Origin of the sequence: Vreelandella titanicae, assembly GCF_014697095.1 — a bacterium.
GTDB classification, from domain to species: domain Bacteria; phylum Pseudomonadota; class Gammaproteobacteria; order Pseudomonadales; family Halomonadaceae; genus Vreelandella; species Vreelandella titanicae.
This window is the reverse complement of sequence record NZ_CP059082.1, coordinates 2764213-2782918: the sequence shown is the minus strand read 5'-3', so window position 1 is coordinate 2782918 and position 18706 is coordinate 2764213. Positions and strand designations below refer to the sequence as shown.

General features: G+C 43.5%; 19 protein-coding genes and 1 pseudogene. 8 read left to right on the top strand and 12 right to left on the bottom strand.

The genetic code is table 11. The annotated features are described in order from the left end of the window. Position 1: 1 nt before the first annotated feature. Positions 2–712 (top strand): biosynthetic peptidoglycan transglycosylase, encoded by a 711-nt coding sequence (locus tag HZS52_RS12830; protein ID WP_190372914.1) that lies wholly within the window; start codon positions 2–4, stop codon positions 710–712. On the opposite strand, the gene HZS52_RS12825 is transcribed toward HZS52_RS12830, so the two are convergent. From HZS52_RS12825 to argP, 7 genes are all read right to left on the bottom strand, one after another. Continuing rightward, positions 689–1282, bottom strand: a complete 594-nt coding sequence (locus tag HZS52_RS12825; protein ID WP_022522675.1) for a hypothetical protein — start codon at positions 1280–1282, stop codon at positions 689–691. The two genes, HZS52_RS12830 and HZS52_RS12825, sit on opposite strands and share 24 nt — an antisense overlap. A gap of 31 nt (positions 1283–1313) precedes the next feature. After that, positions 1314–1889, bottom strand: a complete 576-nt coding sequence (locus HZS52_RS12820; protein ID WP_190372913.1) for a hypothetical protein — start codon at positions 1887–1889, stop codon at positions 1314–1316. A gap of 167 nt (positions 1890–2056) precedes the next feature. Beyond that, positions 2057–2572, bottom strand: a complete 516-nt coding sequence (locus tag HZS52_RS12815; RefSeq protein WP_190372912.1) for a hypothetical protein — start codon at positions 2570–2572, stop codon at positions 2057–2059. 459 nt (positions 2573–3031) lie between these two features. Then, positions 3032–3274 (bottom strand): EamA family transporter, encoded by a 243-nt coding sequence (locus tag HZS52_RS12810; RefSeq protein ID WP_022522672.1) that lies wholly within the window; start codon positions 3272–3274, stop codon positions 3032–3034. 28 nt (positions 3275–3302) lie between these two features. Next, positions 3303–4109 (bottom strand): IS21-like element helper ATPase IstB, encoded by an 807-nt coding sequence (gene istB, locus HZS52_RS12805; protein WP_138801155.1) that lies wholly within the window; start codon positions 4107–4109, stop codon positions 3303–3305. Next, complete coding sequence (istA, locus tag HZS52_RS12800; protein ID WP_190372911.1) at positions 4106–5287, bottom strand: IS21 family transposase; 1182 nt, start codon at positions 5285–5287, stop codon at positions 4106–4108. Before istA ends, istB begins: the two co-directional genes overlap by 4 nt. A 604-nt stretch (positions 5288–5891) precedes the next feature. Next, positions 5892–6779 carry an HTH-type transcriptional regulator ArgP gene (argP, locus tag HZS52_RS12795; RefSeq protein ID WP_190372910.1) on the bottom strand — a complete coding sequence of 296 codons (888 nt, stop codon included), beginning with the start codon at positions 6777–6779 and terminating at the stop codon, positions 5892–5894. A gap of 273 nt (positions 6780–7052) precedes the next feature. Here argP and argG point away from each other — a divergent pair, with 273 nt between their 5' ends. Genes argG through HZS52_RS12775 form a run of 4 tightly spaced genes read left to right on the top strand, consistent with a single transcriptional unit; the run spans position 7053 to position 10943 of the window. Continuing rightward, positions 7053–8300 (top strand): argininosuccinate synthase, encoded by a 1248-nt coding sequence (gene argG, locus HZS52_RS12790; RefSeq protein ID WP_190372909.1) that lies wholly within the window; start codon positions 7053–7055, stop codon positions 8298–8300. Beyond that, positions 8293–8835 carry a formyltransferase family protein gene (locus tag HZS52_RS12785; protein WP_190372908.1) on the top strand — a complete coding sequence of 181 codons (543 nt, stop codon included), beginning with the start codon at positions 8293–8295 and terminating at the stop codon, positions 8833–8835. The genes argG and HZS52_RS12785 overlap by 8 nt, the downstream gene beginning before the upstream one ends. Before the next feature lie 22 nt (positions 8836–8857). Beyond that, a complete protein-coding gene (gene argH, locus HZS52_RS12780; protein WP_190372907.1) occupies positions 8858–10321 on the top strand; it encodes an argininosuccinate lyase in 1464 nt (487 codons plus the stop codon). Position 10322: 1 nt separating this feature from the next. Beyond that, positions 10323–10943: a LysE/ArgO family amino acid transporter gene (locus tag HZS52_RS12775; RefSeq protein ID WP_190372906.1), complete on the top strand. Its 621-nt coding sequence runs from the start codon at positions 10323–10325 to the stop codon at positions 10941–10943. Between the two features lie 60 nt (positions 10944–11003). Here HZS52_RS12775 and HZS52_RS12770 read toward each other — a convergent pair whose 3' ends face one another. Further along, positions 11004–11891 carry a DMT family transporter gene (locus HZS52_RS12770; RefSeq protein ID WP_190372905.1) on the bottom strand — a complete coding sequence of 296 codons (888 nt, stop codon included), beginning with the start codon at positions 11889–11891 and terminating at the stop codon, positions 11004–11006. A 135-nt stretch (positions 11892–12026) separates the two neighbouring features. Here HZS52_RS12770 and HZS52_RS12765 point away from each other — a divergent pair, with 135 nt between their 5' ends. Further along, positions 12027–12950, top strand: a complete 924-nt coding sequence (locus HZS52_RS12765) for a LysR substrate-binding domain-containing protein (RefSeq protein ID WP_190372904.1) — start codon at positions 12027–12029, stop codon at positions 12948–12950. Here the strand turns inward: HZS52_RS12765 and HZS52_RS12760 are convergent. After that, entirely contained in the window at positions 12947–13861 is a 915-nt protein-coding gene (locus HZS52_RS12760) for an SMP-30/gluconolactonase/LRE family protein (protein WP_190372903.1), read from the bottom strand. The genes HZS52_RS12765 and HZS52_RS12760 overlap by 4 nt on opposite strands. Next, positions 13858–14724, bottom strand: coding sequence for an SDR family NAD(P)-dependent oxidoreductase (locus tag HZS52_RS12755; protein ID WP_190372902.1), 867 nt, complete (start codon positions 14722–14724; stop codon positions 13858–13860). Before HZS52_RS12755 ends, HZS52_RS12760 begins: the two co-directional genes overlap by 4 nt. 143 nt (positions 14725–14867) lie before the next feature. Between HZS52_RS12755 and HZS52_RS12750 the strand changes: the two genes are divergently transcribed. Further along, positions 14868–15758: a LysR family transcriptional regulator gene (locus HZS52_RS12750; protein WP_190372901.1), complete on the top strand. Its 891-nt coding sequence runs from the start codon at positions 14868–14870 to the stop codon at positions 15756–15758. An 82-nt stretch (positions 15759–15840) separates the two neighbouring features. Beyond that, a pseudogene (locus tag HZS52_RS24410) lies at positions 15841–16250 on the top strand (ATP-binding domain-containing protein); the annotation flags it as partial. A 149-nt stretch (positions 16251–16399) separates the two neighbouring features. On the opposite strand, the gene HZS52_RS12745 reads toward HZS52_RS24410, so the two are convergent. Both HZS52_RS12745 and HZS52_RS12740 read right to left on the bottom strand, forming a co-directional pair. Beyond that, the gene (locus HZS52_RS12745) at positions 16400–16843 is read right to left on the bottom strand and encodes a hypothetical protein (RefSeq protein ID WP_223827921.1); all 444 of its coding nucleotides are present in this window, start codon (positions 16841–16843) and stop codon (positions 16400–16402) included. A gap of 488 nt (positions 16844–17331) precedes the next feature. Beyond that, a complete protein-coding gene (locus HZS52_RS12740; protein ID WP_190372899.1) occupies positions 17332–18696 on the bottom strand; it encodes an SIR2 family protein in 1365 nt (454 codons plus the stop codon). Between the last annotated feature and the right edge of the window lie 10 nt (positions 18697–18706).

The window sequence follows — 18706 nt, the reverse complement described above, 5'->3', positions numbered from 1 at the left end:
TATGAATAAAGACATATCCGAAACAATTGGCGGAAAACCAAAACTATTAATTGACATTAAAGGCTGGCTGATATATTTCAATCTAATTGTTGATATAATTATATCTCACTCAAGAAAAACTCAAAACACAACTAGTTTATGGATTGAAAATGATCTCACGAAATTTGAGAAAGCGGTGTTAACCATAGAGGATAAGCGCTATTTTAAACACGCTGGCATTGATTTTTATTGCGCGCCTAGAATACTCAAGCAGCTCATAATGAAGAAAAGATTAGGTGGTATAAGTACAATAGAACAGCAATATGTAAGAACTGTTATAAATATAAAAGAGCGTACTATCAAAAGAAAATCTCACGAAATGATTTTATCATGGCTTATAACTAAAAGATTAACAAAAAAAGCTGTGCTAAGAAGCTATCTCAGCTCTGCCTATTTTGGCTATAAACTAAATAGCTGCGATGACGCTTCACTACTAATTTTTCGCCGGTCAGCAGTAGAATTAGATCAAGAGCAATCTGCAATTTTGGCTAGCCTATTAGTTTATCCCCTACCCAAACAAATAGTAAATACTATAAAAAACGAAGAAGCCTATAAATACAAATATGCAGATGATTTTTTTAATTTTACAGCACAAGAAGCGCCCAACTGGACAAAAAAGATAAGAGTACGTAAAGAATATACCCAAAGATTAATCCAGGCCAAAAAGACGTAAAACCAGATATTCACAAGTCAATTTAGACCTATTACCAAAGGACACTTTTTTATTAAGGGTAAGAGTTGAATAGTCTTTCCTTCTTACTTTCCCCATAAGCCTTCGCACAAAATAAACCACTTCACTACCTAAGCGATTAAGCTCTTCCTCTAATTGGGATAGACTAAGAGTATTGGCTTTACTCTCTTTTATTAAAACCATTTCACAATGTATTCGATAAAATTTTCTGTGAATAAAATTTTCAAAAAAAGACACCTCCTCTCTAGAAAAACTATAATCAAGTTTAGACATAAAACCTCCAATTTTCTCATTCCATGATACAACCGCTTTCCTATACTCTTGCTCAACCTCCTGGCTATAGTTATTATTTCTAATATTCCAAACCTGCTCTCTTTGCTTATGAATTCTCATATGAGCCAGCTCAGAAATTTCGTTCACTAAAGTCAATGCTATATCTTCTTCTTTGGACTCAAACTTAAAACGTTCTTTTTTAAACCAACTATAATATTGGATCCAAGCAGTAAAAATAGCCAATAACACAGCAATCAAAAAACTAATTAAATAACCCATAAAAATCTCGCCGCATTAAATGTAATAACAATCAATACTTATATATAAAGTGATCATAATCACCATCAACAAAACCACAATCAATATTAAAATAACCACCTATCTCCTTGATAGCAAGGTAAATATCGCGTTTTATTTTAATCATATTATTTTTTGAAAACTCATGCTGAAATTTTGTAGCAAAACTAAACCCAGTATAAGTAATGGCTTCTTTATAATGCATAAGATAGTTTCTCATAGCAAATAATTTCTCAACACCACTTTTCCACTTTGAGTCCCCGTATAATAAATCTTCTATCTGATATAAACGTTTTATTTTAGCTATAGTACTTGAATAATTCCTTTCCTCTTCCTGGCTCGAAATTTTATTTCCCAACCATACTAGATTTACAAATGATTCAAGCGAGGCCGCCCATTCAATAATACACTCTATACAAAGTGCGATAGTTTCATCGTCCTCTAAACCAGGCCCTTCAAAATAATAGAGCTTACCTGTCTCAGGTATAGAGTCAGGCACATCGACCATTTTAGACAATGCTTTTTCATAATTATAACTTGCTCTCTTATACATCAACTGCTCAACATTTAGTCTATACCCGAATGTCATACTTACTCACCATTTAAAGAAATAGAAAACCATCTAACTATTTTAAAACATTAACGGAATTAAAACACTCAAGCTCAAGACTGTCCAACATAGCTATAAAAACCACATCTTAAAACTCAAATCAATAGAAAAAACTATTAGGTTAAAAAACGTACTAGATAATTTTATTAAGAATAAAAAAATGGCAATAACTTTGAAAAAACCAAGGTGCAGTATGCTAAAAAAAGGCTATAGTCTCTAAAAATGCTATACCAGCCAATTATATTTCCAGAACGCTCTAACTCTAACTTTAGACTGGGAAGCCATCTTTTCAACGCTGCTGCTTTTAAAGCAGAGTCACTTGGATTCAATATCTCTCCACTTTCTTCATTTATTGCGACTCCACCTTCAATAACATTTCGAGAGTATCCTGCCAAATGCTCCGCCAAATCCAAATACTTCCCATTTTTCTCTAAAAATTTATTATGGCGCTCTATTTTTTTCAAACCACTGACGACTGATATAGCCAGGAGGAATAGGCTTATAACAATTAGAGAGTTTTCATTAATACCAAACTCTCCAACTGCCTCATAATCTTTAGCAAAATAACCGAAGGTTGCAGCGCCAATTCCAACAACAAAATAATCATATTTATTTGAACCACTAATACTTTGCTTTGCTATTTCAACTGAACGCTCTGACATTTATCACCTTTAGTATATATTTTATATGACAATAAGATCATTCTAACTCCAAGCATCATACCAAATACTATCCGGCAACAACACACCGTATTTCATTTAATATGGAAAACAAGTGGTGGTTACTGAATGGAGAAGAATATCTATATACATATCTTCACGAGAAAAGTAGTGGCATTGCAAGTCTCCGTATTTGCGGGAATGGAGTGCACGCGTTGGCTAACGAGGTAAAGCTCACTGCGTGAGACATTTTGCATTTAGATTGTCCCTGAGGCGTTTATCGCTCTAATAATTTCAGACTAGCAGCAAAGCCTGTTTAAACCCATGCTAAATTCATTAAACTTTAGGCTACGGACATGACCTGGATCATGTTTATGTCGCATCTATTTCATACGTCCGCCCTACCACTGCCTTTGGCTGTCGCGATGGAGCACTGCACTGCGCAGAGCTCAGTATTGTCAGCTAACTCTTCCTTACACTCCAGTTTGCCTGGGTGGTGAGGAGCAGGCCGCTCACAATCAGCCCAGCCCCAATAAAATCCGCCATGCGCAACGGCTCCCCAAGTACAAGATAAGCGAGTAGTACGCCGAAGAACGGATTAAGAAGGTGATAGCTCGATGCCGTCGAGGCGCCGCTGATGCGGATCAGTACAAGCCAGAGGCTCATTCCTCCGATGGTGTCAACGTCAATGAAGGATGTCCGCATTTCATCACTCTAGATTGTCCCGTTTTTATCAGTGCTCTTTTATCGGAACAGCGTCAGGTTCGTTTGAGGTGGTGTCCTCCTTCGTCGTCGGTGTCGTCACTAAGCCAGCACGTCGTTTGTCCTTCAGTCGATAGCTCTCGCCTTTGATGTTCAGGGTGGTCGAGTGATGCAGTAGCCGATCCAAGATAGCCGTGGCAATGACCTGGTCGCCAAAGATCTCGCCCCAGTCCATGAACGATTTGTTCGAGGTTAGGATCGTACTGGCCCGCTCATAACGCCGGTTGATCAAGCGGAAGAACAGACTGGCTTCTTCGCGTGTCATCGGCAGGTAGCCCATCTCGTCCAGTACCAGCACCTTCGGGTACGTCAGTTGCTGGAGCTGTCGATCCAGGCGGTTTTCCTGTCGGGCACGCATCAGCGTGCTGACCAGCCGGTCTAACGTCATGAACAGCACCCGGTGGCCGGCTTCTGCCGCTTTCACCGCCAACGCCACGGCGAGGTGCGTCTTCCCGACGCCAGGCGGCCCGAGTAGCACGACGTTGTCACTACGCTCGACGAAGCCCAGGCCTGCCAGCTCACGCACGATCTTGTGGTCGATGCTGGGCTGGAAGCTAAAGTCGAACTGCTCCAGGGTCTTGATCCACGGCAGTCGGGCCTGCTTCAGGCGGGATTCCAGGCCCTTCTGATGACGCCCGCCCCATTCCTGCAACAGGGCCTGTTCCAAGAACTCGCGGTAGTTCAGGTCTTGCTTACTGGCGTGCTCACAGAGGCTGTCGAGCGACGCCTGAAGGTGCTCCATCTTCAGGCGATCAAGTAGCTGTTCCAGGGCCATCACAGCACCTCCTCGTAGACGCTCAGGTCACGCTGCTGCACGGAGAGCGTCTGCTGCCACAGGGCAGCATGATGTTCCGGCACGGTGTGCCAACCTGCTTGCGGGGCCTGTAGGCGGTGATAGGCGATGGTGTCACCGGCGGCGGTGTACACCGTTAGCTCATCGTCCAGGCTGAGCCGGATCACCACCGCCTGGCCGCAATAGCCGTCGGGCACGCTGTAGCGGTTGCCACGGACTTCGATGTAGCCGTCCCAGCCGACCTGGCGAAGGTCATGGTAGCGGGTATCGAAGTCGGTGGCCGGTAGCCCCTGAAGGGCCGTCGCTTCAGCCATAAAGCGCTCCAGCGGGATTTGCCGGAACTGCCGCAGTGGCCGCTGATCGGCCACGCGCTCCAGCCACAGCTGGAGCAGCTGGTTCAAGTGGGCGTAGCTCTCGAACGCCCGATAGCGCTGGAAGAAGTGCTGCTTTACGTAGCCCACCATGCGCTCGGTCTTGCCCTTGGTGCGCGGGCGTTGCGGGCGGCACGCCTTGGGCGCGAAGCTGTAATGGTTGGCCAGTTGCAGGAAGCCAGCGTTGAAGATCACGCGGTGGTCCCGGTCATGCTTGAGCACAGCAGCCTTCTGATTATCGACCAGTACGGTGCGCGGTACGCCGCCAAAATAACGGAAGGCCTGTACCAGCGCCTCGTAGGTATGCTCGGCATCTTGGCTAGGGGCCGCCCAGGCATGGAACCGCCGTGAGTAGCCCAAGGTATTAACCGCAAAATTGACCTTGCAGCGCTGACTAGCCACAACGGTCTCGGTCTCGCCCCAGTCATGTTGGAGCTGGAAACCAGGCGGGGTCTCGAAGCGGACGGTCTGCTTGCTGGGCCGCAACGACCGCTTGGGCTGGATATAGCGTCGCACCATGGTGCTGCCACCGGTGTAGCCCTGTTCACGGATCAGTTGGAAGATCACTTCGGCGTTCCAGACATTATCGGCCAGCAACTGATCGATGACGGGTTTGAAGGGATCCAGCTTGCTTGCTCGCAGCTTGGTCGGCCGCCCGGTGTGCGCCTCCTCACGGGCTAGATGGCGCCGCACGGTGCGTTCACAACAGCCAATCTGGTGCGCAATGTCCACGAGATGGGCGCCTCGCTGGTGAAGTTGCTTTATCATGAGAAAGTCCTCTCGGCTTAGCATGGCGCGATCTCTTGTGGTTTGGTCACCAACAAGGAAAGGTCATGCGGGTCGGGGGGACAATCTATTTTGATGATTTACGGACTTATAGCACCGGCGTCGACAATGGTGACGACAACTACCAGATATCGCTATCATCGTAGCGGTAGAAGGCACGGCAAGCGGCTGCCCAAATACCATGGCCATGGGTAGAAGAGCGACTGCGCCAGCAATGGATTGCCAGAAATTGGCCTGTAAGATGGGAAGGCCAGCGCCTTGGCCGCGGAAGAAATCAGTGTCACTGGCAAAGGCTAGATATCATGATCATCTATCAACGATAAACTAGTACAAATAAATATTTGATCGGTACGCGTAACCTTTATTCGCCCAAAATTTTCTGACGGTTTCACTCTAGATGTAGATCCATCAATGGTGATCTCATAAGCTCCTCTAGCAAAAGCTTACCAGCTGCATCTTAATTATTCTGGTAGAAGACTGTTACCTAAAAGTACTGAATATACACACCTTTATCACCGTTATTCATTATAAACATCTTATATTAATTAAAGCGTCACTTAGTTAACCATCAGTTTAGCTTTTTAGTAGCTATAAAAATTAATAATTAATTTTATTCAACCAAAACCTTCCTAGCTTGAGCAATGATTTTTTCACGAAACTTTATCAATTTAGGCAACTGAGTTTCCCAATAATGTAAATACAATGAGATATCTGTTTTTTCTGTTGGCATCAAATCAATCAAATCAGCCGATATGATTTTTTCTTCATATTTGGGTAGTGGCATCATGCCATAACCTATACCAAATAAAACTGCCTCATAATATGCTTCAGATGAAGGAATATAATGACAAGAACAAATATCTTGCATTAACCCAAAATTATTTTTTAAAAAATCTTCTTGCAATCTATCTTTTTCACAAAAAACAAGTAGTGGAGAATTTTTCAACGAGGTAAAATTAACTCCATTTTTAAACCATTTTTTATAAAAGACACTAGAGCAAGCTAGCTTATATCTCAACTTACCTAAGTAAACCGACTTACAGGAATTAAATGTTTTTTTCTTAGAAGTAACTGCCATTATCGTTAGTCCAGACTCTAATGCTAGATGGGTATAATCTTGATCGTCAATATAAACATCTAACATCACCTCTCCCGATTGAAGATATTCAGCTAGAACAGGCATTAACCAATTAGATAATGAATCATTATTAACAGCTATAGAAAATCTTAATTTGTTTTTTTTAACATCAATGAATTCATTCATGAATTCATTATCTAGATACTCTATATTTTTAAGATGACGGATTAATTTTTTTCCTTCCTCAGTAGGTCTACAGGGCCTGTCTCTTATTAAGAGTGACATCCCCATTTCAACCTCTAAAGCCCTCACTCTCTGAGAAACAGCAGAAGTTGTAATGTTCAGCTTACGAGCAGCTCGTTCGAACGAACCTGATGCGACAACTTCAATTAACGCCATCTTTTTTTTAGGATCAAACATATAACCTCCAGGAATAAAAAAATATCACCTAGGACTAACCAATAAATTCACAATGTGCAAAATAAATATAAAATCCAATAAAAACAACTAATTACATAAAGACATAACTCTATGTCTCCTATTTAAATGTCATGGCTATTTAACAATCTAAAAAGCGATCCTAACAAGGTTTTTGTTAAGAAAAAATTCACCCCATCAACTTATTCTTAACATAATTTACAAACCAACCATGAGATACGAAAGTGAAGCTGCCAAACAAACAGGAGGCGTATCATGAAAGCATCTGATTTAAAAGGAAAAACTATTGGATTTGCAGCATCTGGAGGCCTGGATAGCTGTACTATTACCCACTGGCTGTCTTCACAAGGAGTAAAAGTTATTTGTTTTACAGCCGATCTTGGCCAACCTGATGAAGATAATTTTTCTGATATTAAAGAGAGGATGCTAGCGTCAGGGGCCTTAGATTTTATTTCAATCGATTTAAAAAAAGAAATAGCCGAAATTGGTTTGGAACTAATTCAGTGCAATGCTCGGTATGAATTTGAGTATTGGAATTTAACAGGCGCCGCTAGGCAGGTGATAGTTAATGGTATCGTTAGAAATCTAAAACCTTACAATTTAAATATATTTAGCCATGGAGCGACAGGAAGAGGCAATGATCAAATCAGATTTCAAATAATAGCTTCCATGCTAAACCCAAATTTAGATTTTTATGCTGCATGGAGAGACGAAGAATTTCTAAAAAACTTCAAGGGTAGAAAAGAAATGATTGATTACTGTATTACACATAAAATACCCATTAAAGCTTCCAGTGAAAAGCCTTATTCAACTGACTCTAACCTATTAGGCCTTACTCATGAAGGTGGATTACTTGAAGATTTAAAAAACTCAGTATATGAAGTTGAACCTGAATTAGGATTTTGGCCAAAAAATTGCCTAGATGAAGCATTAACCATCAAGTTGACTTTCGAAAATGGAATTCCAAAAAAACTTAATAACGACACAGTAAGTTTAATTGATTTATTTTCTAAATTAAACCATATAGGTGGTGTACATGGAGTTGGGATAGCTAAGAACTTAGTTGAGAACAGAATTATTGGCGTTAAATCAAGAGGTGTATATGAATCTCCTGCCATTGAGATCTTAGGCAATTGTTATCAATACTTATTAAGCATAATTGTTGATAAAAGAACCCTAGAAACTTACAAGTACATGTCAAATGAGTTAGGCAATAGACTTTATGAAGGATACTGGATAGATCTAAATAGCACCATGATTAAATCAGCAATTAAAAAAATCACCAATCTTGTAAATGGAGAAATCACAATCGAGTTGTATAAAGGAAAAATACAAATTATATCAGTTAAAAATGTAAAAAACTCTTTATATACTTTAGATGGATCAATGGAAAACGAGGGTAATTTTGATCACGCTGATTCCGAAGGCCTTGCTAAAATTCTTACCCTTAGTGCTAGAAATATTTCTAATGCTCAACAAGTGGAGGAAACCGATAATGATTAACAAACGAGCACTGTATATAGGTGATTCTTCCATATGGTCAATAAAAGCTGAAAATTATTTAAGATGTATTTTTTTAAATGTTGATTCTATTCAGTATAATTACGACAAAGATAAACCCCCGAGTAGTATCAATTGGTTTGGTGATTGGATTTTCTCTTTCAAGTCTGACTTGATCTTACCTATAAAAACTTTAAATTCTGCAAAAGAAGCAGCAATAAATTTTCATCCCGCCCCGCCAAAATATAGAGGAATTGGAGGTTATAACTATGCATTACAAAATAAAGACTTAACTTATGGCAGTACTTGTCATTATATGGATGAAAAAATTGATCATGGTGAAATAATAGATGTTTCGTTTTTCTCAATATCTTCAAAAGAAAGCATAGATTCTTTAAAAGATAAAACTGCTGCATATTGCCTTACACAATTCATGTCGCTAGTTACTACTATAAGTAACGAAGATGACTTTCCACACAGTAATTATACCTGGTCAAAAAAATTGCATACTCGGAAAATGTTGAGCGAAGTATATTGATTTCAAAAAAAAGGAGTATTAAATGAAAATTTGGGCTGGTCGTCTTAGCAAAGAAATAAATGATAAAGTACTAAATTACACTGAAACAACCAACGCTGACTTAAGACTTATTAAGTATGACATTTTAGGATCTATAGCTCATGTTAAGATGTTACATAAGCAGAAAATAATAACTGAAAATTGTGAAAAAAATCTTTTATCTGCTCTTATCGAAATATACAGATTGAACGAAAATGAACTTTTCACCCTTGAGAAAGAGTACGAAGATGTACATCTAAACATCGAAAATAAAATAAACTGTATTATTGGAGATGAATTAGGTGGAATGCTCCATACAGCAAGATCTAGAAATGATCAAGTAGTAAATGACACACGGTTATATTTGAGGTCATATATATTAGAAATAAAAAAATCCTTAGAGGAATTCAGCGATAATTTATTATTAAAATCAACCGAAAACATGAATTCTTTAGCAGTAGGATATACGCATGTACAACCAGCTCAGCCAATATCTTTGGCTTTCTGGTATACAGCTTATGTAAGTATTTTTAACAGGGATATCACTAGATTAGAAAATACATTCAATAGTACAAACTGCAGCGTTCTAGGATCTTGTGCACTTTCTGGCACATCATTCAATATCGACCGATCCTACACACAAGAGTTACTCGGATTTGACAATATTATTGGTCACGCGCTTGATGCTACAAGTTCAAGAGATTTTATAATTGAGTGCTTAAGTACACTTTCGATAATAATGAGCAATTTATCCAGATTAGCAGAAGAAATTATTACTTGGAACTCTTTTGAATATGGCACTCTTAATATTGATGATAGCTTTACTACAGGAAGTTCTATAATGCCTCAGAAGAAAAACCCTGTAGTAGCTGAATTAGCAAAAGGAAAGGTAAGTAGGGTATATGGTGCATTAATGCAATCTCTTGCTATGGTTAAAGGTGTTGGCCTTGGATATAATTGTGACCTACAAGAAGACAAACCGTTACTTTGGGATGCATTAGATACTACAATTCAAACCATTAAGATACTTGATGAGCATATTAAAACATCATCATATGACTCACAACGCGCATATGATATATGTTGGGGTAGTTTTTCAACAATAACAGAGTTAGCAAATTGGCTAGTCACTAATAAAGGCCTGCCCTTCAGAAAATCTCATTTAATAGCTGGTCAATTAACTAATTTTTTAATTTCAAAAAAAGCCACTTTGAAAAGTTCAAATATTGCACTAGATTTTTTGAAATCTAAAGATATTGAATTATCTGAAGAAGAATACTTCGAAATACTTGACCCCAAAAATGTCATGAACAGACAAGTAAGTCTCGGCTCTACCTCACCTACCAGCGTTAAAATCATTATAGAAGAACTTGAAGAAAGCTTATTAGCACATAAGGAATTTACATTTAGGAAAAGCCTAGTTATTGAAAAAGCAGAATCTTCACTGTTAAAAATCAAACGAGGCTAATGTGTTGTCATATTTACAGGTGGGCCTTTATGCTTTTTTATTTGCCACTAGCATAATAATAGCTATAGGCCCGCAGAATATTTTCATAATAAAACAATCTATTTATCAAAAAAAACCATACCTAGCTGCTTTTATATGCGCTAGCTGTGATTTCTCTCTTATTACACTGGGCGTATATATTTTATCATCACATATAAATGATAGCTTATTAAGCATGTTGAAGTGGATAGGGATTTTATTTTTAATTATTTACGCTATTACAAACATAAAAGAAGCTATAAACCCTAAAAAAAACGTAAAAATTGAAAGTAACAAGGAAGAAAAAAAATCATTTTCCGCAAAAAACACAATAAGATTATCCTTTGCATTCTCTTTATTAAACCCTCACGTATACATTGACACAGTCCTGATCTTAGGGAGTCTTGGTGCCAAACATGAAGGATACGAGCGTTTATTTTTTATAATTGGTGCTAGCTTTGCATCATATTTATGGTTTTTTTTAAATGCTTACATTGGCACAAAAATGATCTATATTTTCTCAAAACCAGCTGTATCACGTAGCTTCGATATTCTAGTTTCATTAATAATGCTAGCTATGGCATATACTATATATAAGTTATAATTTAAGCCATCAGCCTACCCCTGCATTTACCGTTTCAGGTGATGAGCTCATTGCTGGTAGTTAACTCTGTCTTACCCTCCCGCTTGCCTGGGTGGTCATGAGCAGGCCGATCACAATCAGACCAGCCCCAACAAAATCCGCCATGCGCAACGGCTCCCCTAGTATTAGATAAGCGAGTAGTACGCCGAAGAACGGATTAAGAAGGTGGTAGCTCGATGCCGTCGAGGCGCCGCTGATGCGAATCAGCACTAGCCAGAGACTCATTCCGCCGATGGTGACGACAAGTACCAGATGTGTCATCGCTATCATCGTAGCGGTAGAAGGCACGGCAAGCGGCTGCCCGAACAGCATTGCCATTGGAAGAAGCGCGACAGCGCCAGCAATGGATTGCCAGAAATTGGCCTGCAAGACGGGAAGGCCTGCGCCTTGGCCGCGGAAGAACACGGTGCCACTGGCAAAGGCGAGCATGCCCCCAGTTGCCATAAGCACTCCCCAAATATCGACATTCATCCCGCTAGCAACGCCTGAGATGACCACCACTCCCACTAATCCCAGCGCCGCGCCGAGTAACTTCATTGGGGAAAGGGGTTCTACGCCCCACCATGCTGATAGCAAACTGGTTGCCAGCGGTGCGCAGCTAACAATAACAATAACGACCTGGGGGCGAACCGTCTGCAAGGCAGCAAAGCTCAGCCCCAGGTAAAGGGCGTTGTTAAGAACGCCAAGCAGCAATCCGCGCCTGATAGCGATGCGATCACCATGAGTTGATAACCGGAAACCGCCGCAGCTAAGGCAAATGGGCAGCATCAGTAACGCACTCAATAAAAACCGGATGGTGAGCAGCGTAAAGGGGTCGAAATCAGTCAGTGCAATGGCACCAGCTATAAATGCCGAACTCCAAACGATACTGAAAATGATCACCAAGACAGTTAATACGAAATTGTTCATGCAGCCCCCTAAAAGCGCCAGCTTGCTTTTGCTTCATCGCCATAAAACTGATGGTGCATGGGAGTTACGTGTAGTGGAAATTAATTATTAAACGGCCATAATTAGATGAATTAATATTAAGTACGGAGAGATAGTGTGTTTAATTGCCAACCTTCCCCCTTGGGCGATAGGCGAGTCACGCTGGAACACCTGCGCGCTTTCGTTCTGTTGGCCGAAGGCAATGGTTTTCAGCAGGCAGGTCTTCAGTTGTACCGCAGCCAGTCTGCGGTCACGCAAAGTCTGAAGCGGCTGGAGGAAATACTCGGCTGTAAGTTACTTGAGCGTCGCCAAGGTCATATCCTTGGCTTGACGGAAGACGGAGAGCGGTTTCTTCCCGCCGTCAATGAGATACTTGCCCGTACGTCTGAGGCGGTGAGTGCCATGCAACAACCGGAAATTTCCGGACGCTTGCTGATTGGTGTTCCCGATGATTTCAAGGTGGTGGATCTACATGGCGCTATTTCTCGGTGCGCCGAGCTAAACCGCAATCTGCGTCTGGAAGTTGTCTCTGCGCTCTCCTCGCAACTGCTCCACCAGCTCGATAACAGCGGCCTTGATCTCGCCATCTTTAAGTGTGTGGGAGACTTCACGCCAAGCGACCCGCGCTGGCAGTGTCATCTGCTGCGGCGAGAACCTCTCCACTGGGTGGCCGCGCAACGGCATGATTTTGACCGTATGTCTGATATACCGCTTGTTATCTTTCCTGACGGCTGTTGCTACCGAAGCGTAGCGCTCGCTGCATTGGATCAGCCCGGGAAGCACGGCTATAGCGCCTATGTCAGTGCCTCTTATGACAATATTCGTGCCGCTGTGTCGGCCGGTCTCGGCATCGGTGTGCTGCCCGCCAGTGCGCTTGCTGGAGACCACATTATTCTAGGCAAGCGGGAGGGATTTCCGGAGCTGCCGATGGTGGAACTCTTAATGGTTCAGGCGTCACAGAAGCGTGCCACCCAGCAACTGGCGGACTTCCTTAAGCTTTCGTCGGCAATGAAATCTCAAAAGGTTAGTGAATATCGTTAATCTGGAACCTCAGGTAGAGGGCAATTCCCCTGTTTCATAAGCGTTGCGCTGGAAAGCTGTGACTGTCTTTCCAATATCCGCTGGTAATCAACCCGCAACAGTGCCCCCGATGCGGGCGCCCTTTTTAGCTCGCTTTTGGACAAACCCAGTCGTGCCGAGGTAACGAAAAGATGTTGACCCGTAGCATCAAAGGCACAGCTCGTAGGGCGTGGAACAGGGAGCGCAATCGTACTAGCGATATATCCCTCTGGAGATATCCGGGCGATAGCAGCGCCATCAAACAGAACACTGAGCAGGAACCCCTCCCTATCTACCGTCAGCCCATCAGGCTTGCCTTTATTGGGGCTGATAAGGATGAGGGATCGTCGGTTTTTAACCTCACCGGATAAGGGGTCGTGATCATAGGCGTAGATGACACCTTGCCGGGAGTCTGTCACATAGAGCGTGCTCCTATCACGACTCCAGTCAATTCCATTAATGAGCGTGAATCCCGAATCAACAGTGTGCCACGCGCCATCAGGATCAAGTCGGTAGAGATAGCCCGAGCCTTCTTTTAGCTCTTCATTCATCAAGCCCACCCACAGGCGGCCTGAAGGGTCGAGGCTAGCATCATTGAACCGATACCCTTCTTGGTCATGCGGCACGGTCGCTATTCGATGCCTCTCACCTGACCTACTGACTCGCTCAACATGGCAAGCGGTGCCAATGATCCACTGACCAGCCGGTGTCTCCGCGACAAAGCCCAACGGGCTGGGCATAGCATGCGCGACATTTTGGCCCGTTATTGGGTCGAATATATTGAGCGAGGCCCCCAGGGTATCTACCCATAAAAGCCGAGCGATGGATGGGCTCCAAACAGGCGACTCCCCCAGCACTGCTTGGCTTGAGAATGCCACGGTCACCTCATTCATGAGCGAGGCTCCACACTAGGAACAGCAATCAGCGGCCAGTTCGCCGCCATTTCATCCGCCATTGAGACACGTACTGCACGCAGATCACGCGGATAATCCACACCCTCGGCTTCCATCGCCCTGGTGGCATGAAACTGCCCGTTCGCGGCACGGAGTATCCAGCCACTTTCGGCGCACTGCGAAGATGCAAGATACGCCACGCCTGGCGCGACATCGGTAGGACGCAGTTCATCTGGTTCACCCTCTATTCCCCACATGCGTGTCTTGGCAACGGGCGAAATCGCATTAACGATAATCCTATCCTTTTTGCCTTCAGCTGCAAGCACATGCATGATTCCCACCACCGCCATCTTGGCAGCCGCGTAGGAAGCGAGCCCGTTCTGAACATACTGTGGGTAGAGCGCCCGGCAAGAAGTGGTCATGACGATGCGGCCATAGCCCGCTGCTTTCATTGCAGGCCAGGCTGCCTGGGCGAGCCAAAGAGGTGCCTTGGCAGCGATGTCCATCATATGGTCAAAGGCGCTTTCCTCTATAGCGTCAATGTTTTCATAGGCTACCCACCCTGCATTATGAATCAGCGCATCCAACCGCCCGTTGATTGTCAGAGCACTGCGGACCAGTGCATGGCAGCCTTCACGCGTGCCAATATCTGCTGATACTGCTTTTGCATCCAGACCTTCCAACCGAAGTTGCTCTGCTGCAAGCTGCGCAACCTGTGGATCCGAGCCATTACCATCAGAACCGGCACCGTTATCCTGGATCAGAACTGTTGCACCAAGTCGTGCAACGCATTGGGCATACGAAAAACCAAGCCCGCGACCTGATCCAGTGATAAGTACCACCTGCCCTTTAAAATTCACCATTTCACACTCCCTCCTTTCTGAGAACACGAATGAAAGTATGAAATGGGCAATACAATACATAAAATACTAATAATATGGTTATTTGATATATTTTAAATATCATAAGAGTATTGAATTACTAATGGCATATTCGGAGTTGCCGCATGACGTCAGACACCAAAGCTCGTATCACCTTGCGTGCCATGGAGCAATTTGTGGCTGTGGCGGAAGAATTACACTTTCACCGTGCTGCTGCGCGATTGAATATGTCGCAGCCCCCTCTTACCAGCGCGATCCGCAAACTGGAGGGCGATATCAATGTCACCCTTATTGAGCGTGGCAACCGTGTTCTTGGCTTAACCCCTGCGGGAAAGAAATTCCTTGATGAAGCATACGAAACGCTTCGACGAGCAGAACAAGCCATTACCGCAACACAGGATGTCGCAGCAGGCAGAACAGGCTTGGTGCGCTTAGGCTATGTGGGAAGTTCACTTTATGGGCGACTACCTGATGTCATTCGTGAATTTCGGACAAGCCATCCTGAGGTTCGTCTTGAGCTACGTGAGGCAACGACTGCTGCACAGATTGGCGCGTTACGCGACGGAACACTGGACGTGGGCGTTTTGATCCCACCGCTTGTGAATGCTGAAGATATCGAGCAAACACACTTCGATAGTGACCGCTTATGCATGGCCATCCCGAAAGATCATCCTCTCTGCAGGCGGCCAACATTAACGCTTGCTGACCTCTCTGACGAACCTTTCATTCTATGGCCGATGGTGGAGGGGCGTGGTTTTCACCTGCAGGTTATCCGCCTTTGCGCCAATGCAGGCTTTGTACCCAAGGTGGCGCAAGAGGCACACGGGATGCATGCAGTGTTGTCTCTGGTAGCAGTCGGAGGCGGCGTATCTATTGTTCCCGAAAGCATGAGTGGCTTTCAGAGAGACCGAATCGGCTATCGTTCGTTCCCGGGTTCTGAAGCTCAATTCAATCTCACGTTGGGTTACCGTCATTTATCTCCTTCAGTTAAAGCCTTTATTCGTTCGACTGAATGACAGCACCTTAACCTGGCAAGGCATTGGCTGGTTGGAGCTAACGCCATCCAGGTAGTCAATGACGACACCGCATTGAATAAGCTGGTATGAAGGCCGCCAGGTACTGGTGACGCAAAATGACTGCGGCCTGAAACTGATGAACGGCGACATTAGCATTACCCTAGCGGTGCCGGACATGCGCACGCCGGGTAAATCATTACTCAGCGTCGTATTCCCAGCCAGCGACCCGGAAAACCCCATCAACTGAGTACTGCCCTCCCACCTGCACGCGGTAGCAGCCGTATTCGCGATGACGATACACAAATCCCAGGGCTCGGAGTTCCTGCATACCGCCTGCTGCTAACGCCCAACCCTATCCTCACCCGCGAGCGGGTCTACACCGGTATCACCCGCGCCCGCGAATGGCTCACTTTAATTGAGGCCAAACGGGGGATTTTGAATGATGCGGTGGCTAGGGAGGTTATGAGGGTTAGTGGTATGGGGAGGTTGTAATCAAAGCCGACATTACCGCTAGTGGTGTCGGTTTTCGGCCAAGAGCGGTCTTCCAGGCGTCACTAATGTAGCGCTTTAACGCTCGCATTTGTGGCTGGCTTGAAGCGCAGCGGATAACCAGTCCGACAACATGCGCTTGTTAAATGACTTTACGGACCAACCCATCGGCCATAGTTAATTGCATATTGACGCAACCGCGCAGCGCGATGCACAGGATGACCGTAAATCCACCACTTTATACTACTCCAACCATTTTTGAATAAATTGTAAGCAGCCAGTATTTCATGAGGGTGAGCATTCGCGGCCGCCCACTCATCGGCTTGCGCCTCTCTTTGAGCAGGATAAGCACCAGGATGCATAAACTGATGGCCTAATGTAATGTGTCCATGTTCATGGGCCCGGAAAAAACCACAAGCCGCTCCAATTTGTTGGCAGATTATAGGGTTATATATGATTACAGCCTCATACTGTGGATGAGGCTGAACCATGGCAATATCATTAAGGTTTGGATCTGCAATTTCAGGTACTTGCGCCCAAGAAGTTAACGGTATAAGCACTAACACCAATGAAACTATTTTACGTAGAGTTATCATGTGACCCCCTATTATCATCTAACAGTTTATTAGTGTGCATGTGTATTTCCCTGGCAACCAGCATCCTAGCTATCTATCCGTAATGCATTGGAATTTTATAAAAATAAAACTCACCTGCGCGATACGCTCTGCCAGGAAAATGTGCACCCACAGTAACACTATCGCCATACTTTAAAAGCTGCGCATAAACACAAAAAATTACTCATAAGCCATTGATTTTATTTTATTTAAAATTATTCTTATCATAAATATGAGCACTCATCTTACAAGCTCTGCCGAAAACGCGCATTGTGAGCTAATGGCTCCGTGAATATGTGATTTCGTTGATGACCGCTTAGGGCGTCATCTGCCTCACTATTAAGATAGGTCGAGATTCTTAATTCGGCCAGAAGAAGTCATGAGGTTTTCCTAATATAAAAAACCTTAAACAAGTCGCCGATTTGGAGCGGCAGCGGGAAATTTATCACATTTATTCACTGGCTAAATACTTATACCTGGACCTCATAATCCTCACCAGCTTTGACCAACTCCAGCAAATCTATTGCTGCCTGCGAATATTTGTGTGTTTGCATAACTTGTCCCGCCATTATTGCTACGTGATATTTATTATCACTTTGTTTTATATTCACGCCCTTATCTTGCTCAACTATCATAATTAGTTGATTTGCGTGATGCCAGCTTTTATATCCCAGAGCTTTTGCCGCCTGAGTTAAAGAGAAAGGATACATTGCATTTACGGCGGTGGGGTCGTCGAGCGTTGTTATCCCATAAAGCTTTGCTAACTGACCCTCTTCGGAAACGGCATGCTCAAGAGTTTGATAGTTGACCTCCACAGTCCGTTTTGGAATATCATGCCTAACTAGCGAGTAAGTCCGAGCAAGTAGCGCTCTCAGTATTTTTGGATTAATAGCAGTAATAGCATCTGATGAGCCAAATGCCTGATATACCCAAGTAAAATCGTCTGCGACTATACTTTTTACACGAACGCTTCGCTCATGGTCGATGGCAATGAGCTTCTCTCTTGGGTAGGACGTCATATTGGAAACATTATTATTCCATTCCACAATGTAGATATTTGGTATCAAGTCATTATCCGGAGCAAGAATTTCATCGATATCAGACAAGATAGACCTAATATTCGGATCTTCGGCGCTGTAACCAAGAAAGACGAGTGGGTGCTCGGCAAAGAAGGTTAATAATTTAGCGCTTAAATATTTTTTCTTAGCTTTAAAGTCCTCATAATCTGAAGACGTGATAACAATGCTTTCAGGTTCCGAAGAACAGCCATGAATTTTGAGAATTTCCCCAACATCAGTGTAATTTGCTTTTAGTATAGACTGGCCAATTATACTTGAATAATCAGAAAAAACTTGCTCAAAAAACCGATCATAATTAGTCGTGATCAACGCATGCGGCCTAATACTTTTCAGCGCCTCGATCTCTTCAGCAAAATCACCTGCAAAAACCTGATCAAAATCTGGCTTTATAACCTCTTCAAAGTATTCTGAAACCTTGTGCTTAAAGTAAATATCGGGCGGTTGAGAATCTGTGAACAGCTCTTCGGGAAACTGATCGTTTCCTTCACCCCATGCCCACTCCCGGTAAGCTTCTGAAAACTCAGCACCCACCTCAATTAAAGAATTATTCTTTTGCTTGTAGTAAGCGTAGCTTTTATCGAGGATAGGGCACTCCTCTGCTAGAGCTTTAAGCAAATCATTCCAATTCGGTCCGCCAAAGTAACGCTGAGACATCCCTGAGCCAACGAATAGAATCGGTTGAACGCCCATGCTATCTAGGCACGTTGCGATGTCGTCGGTCATATCCTCTTTATATTTTTCGAAATTACCTTCCATAATTCACTTC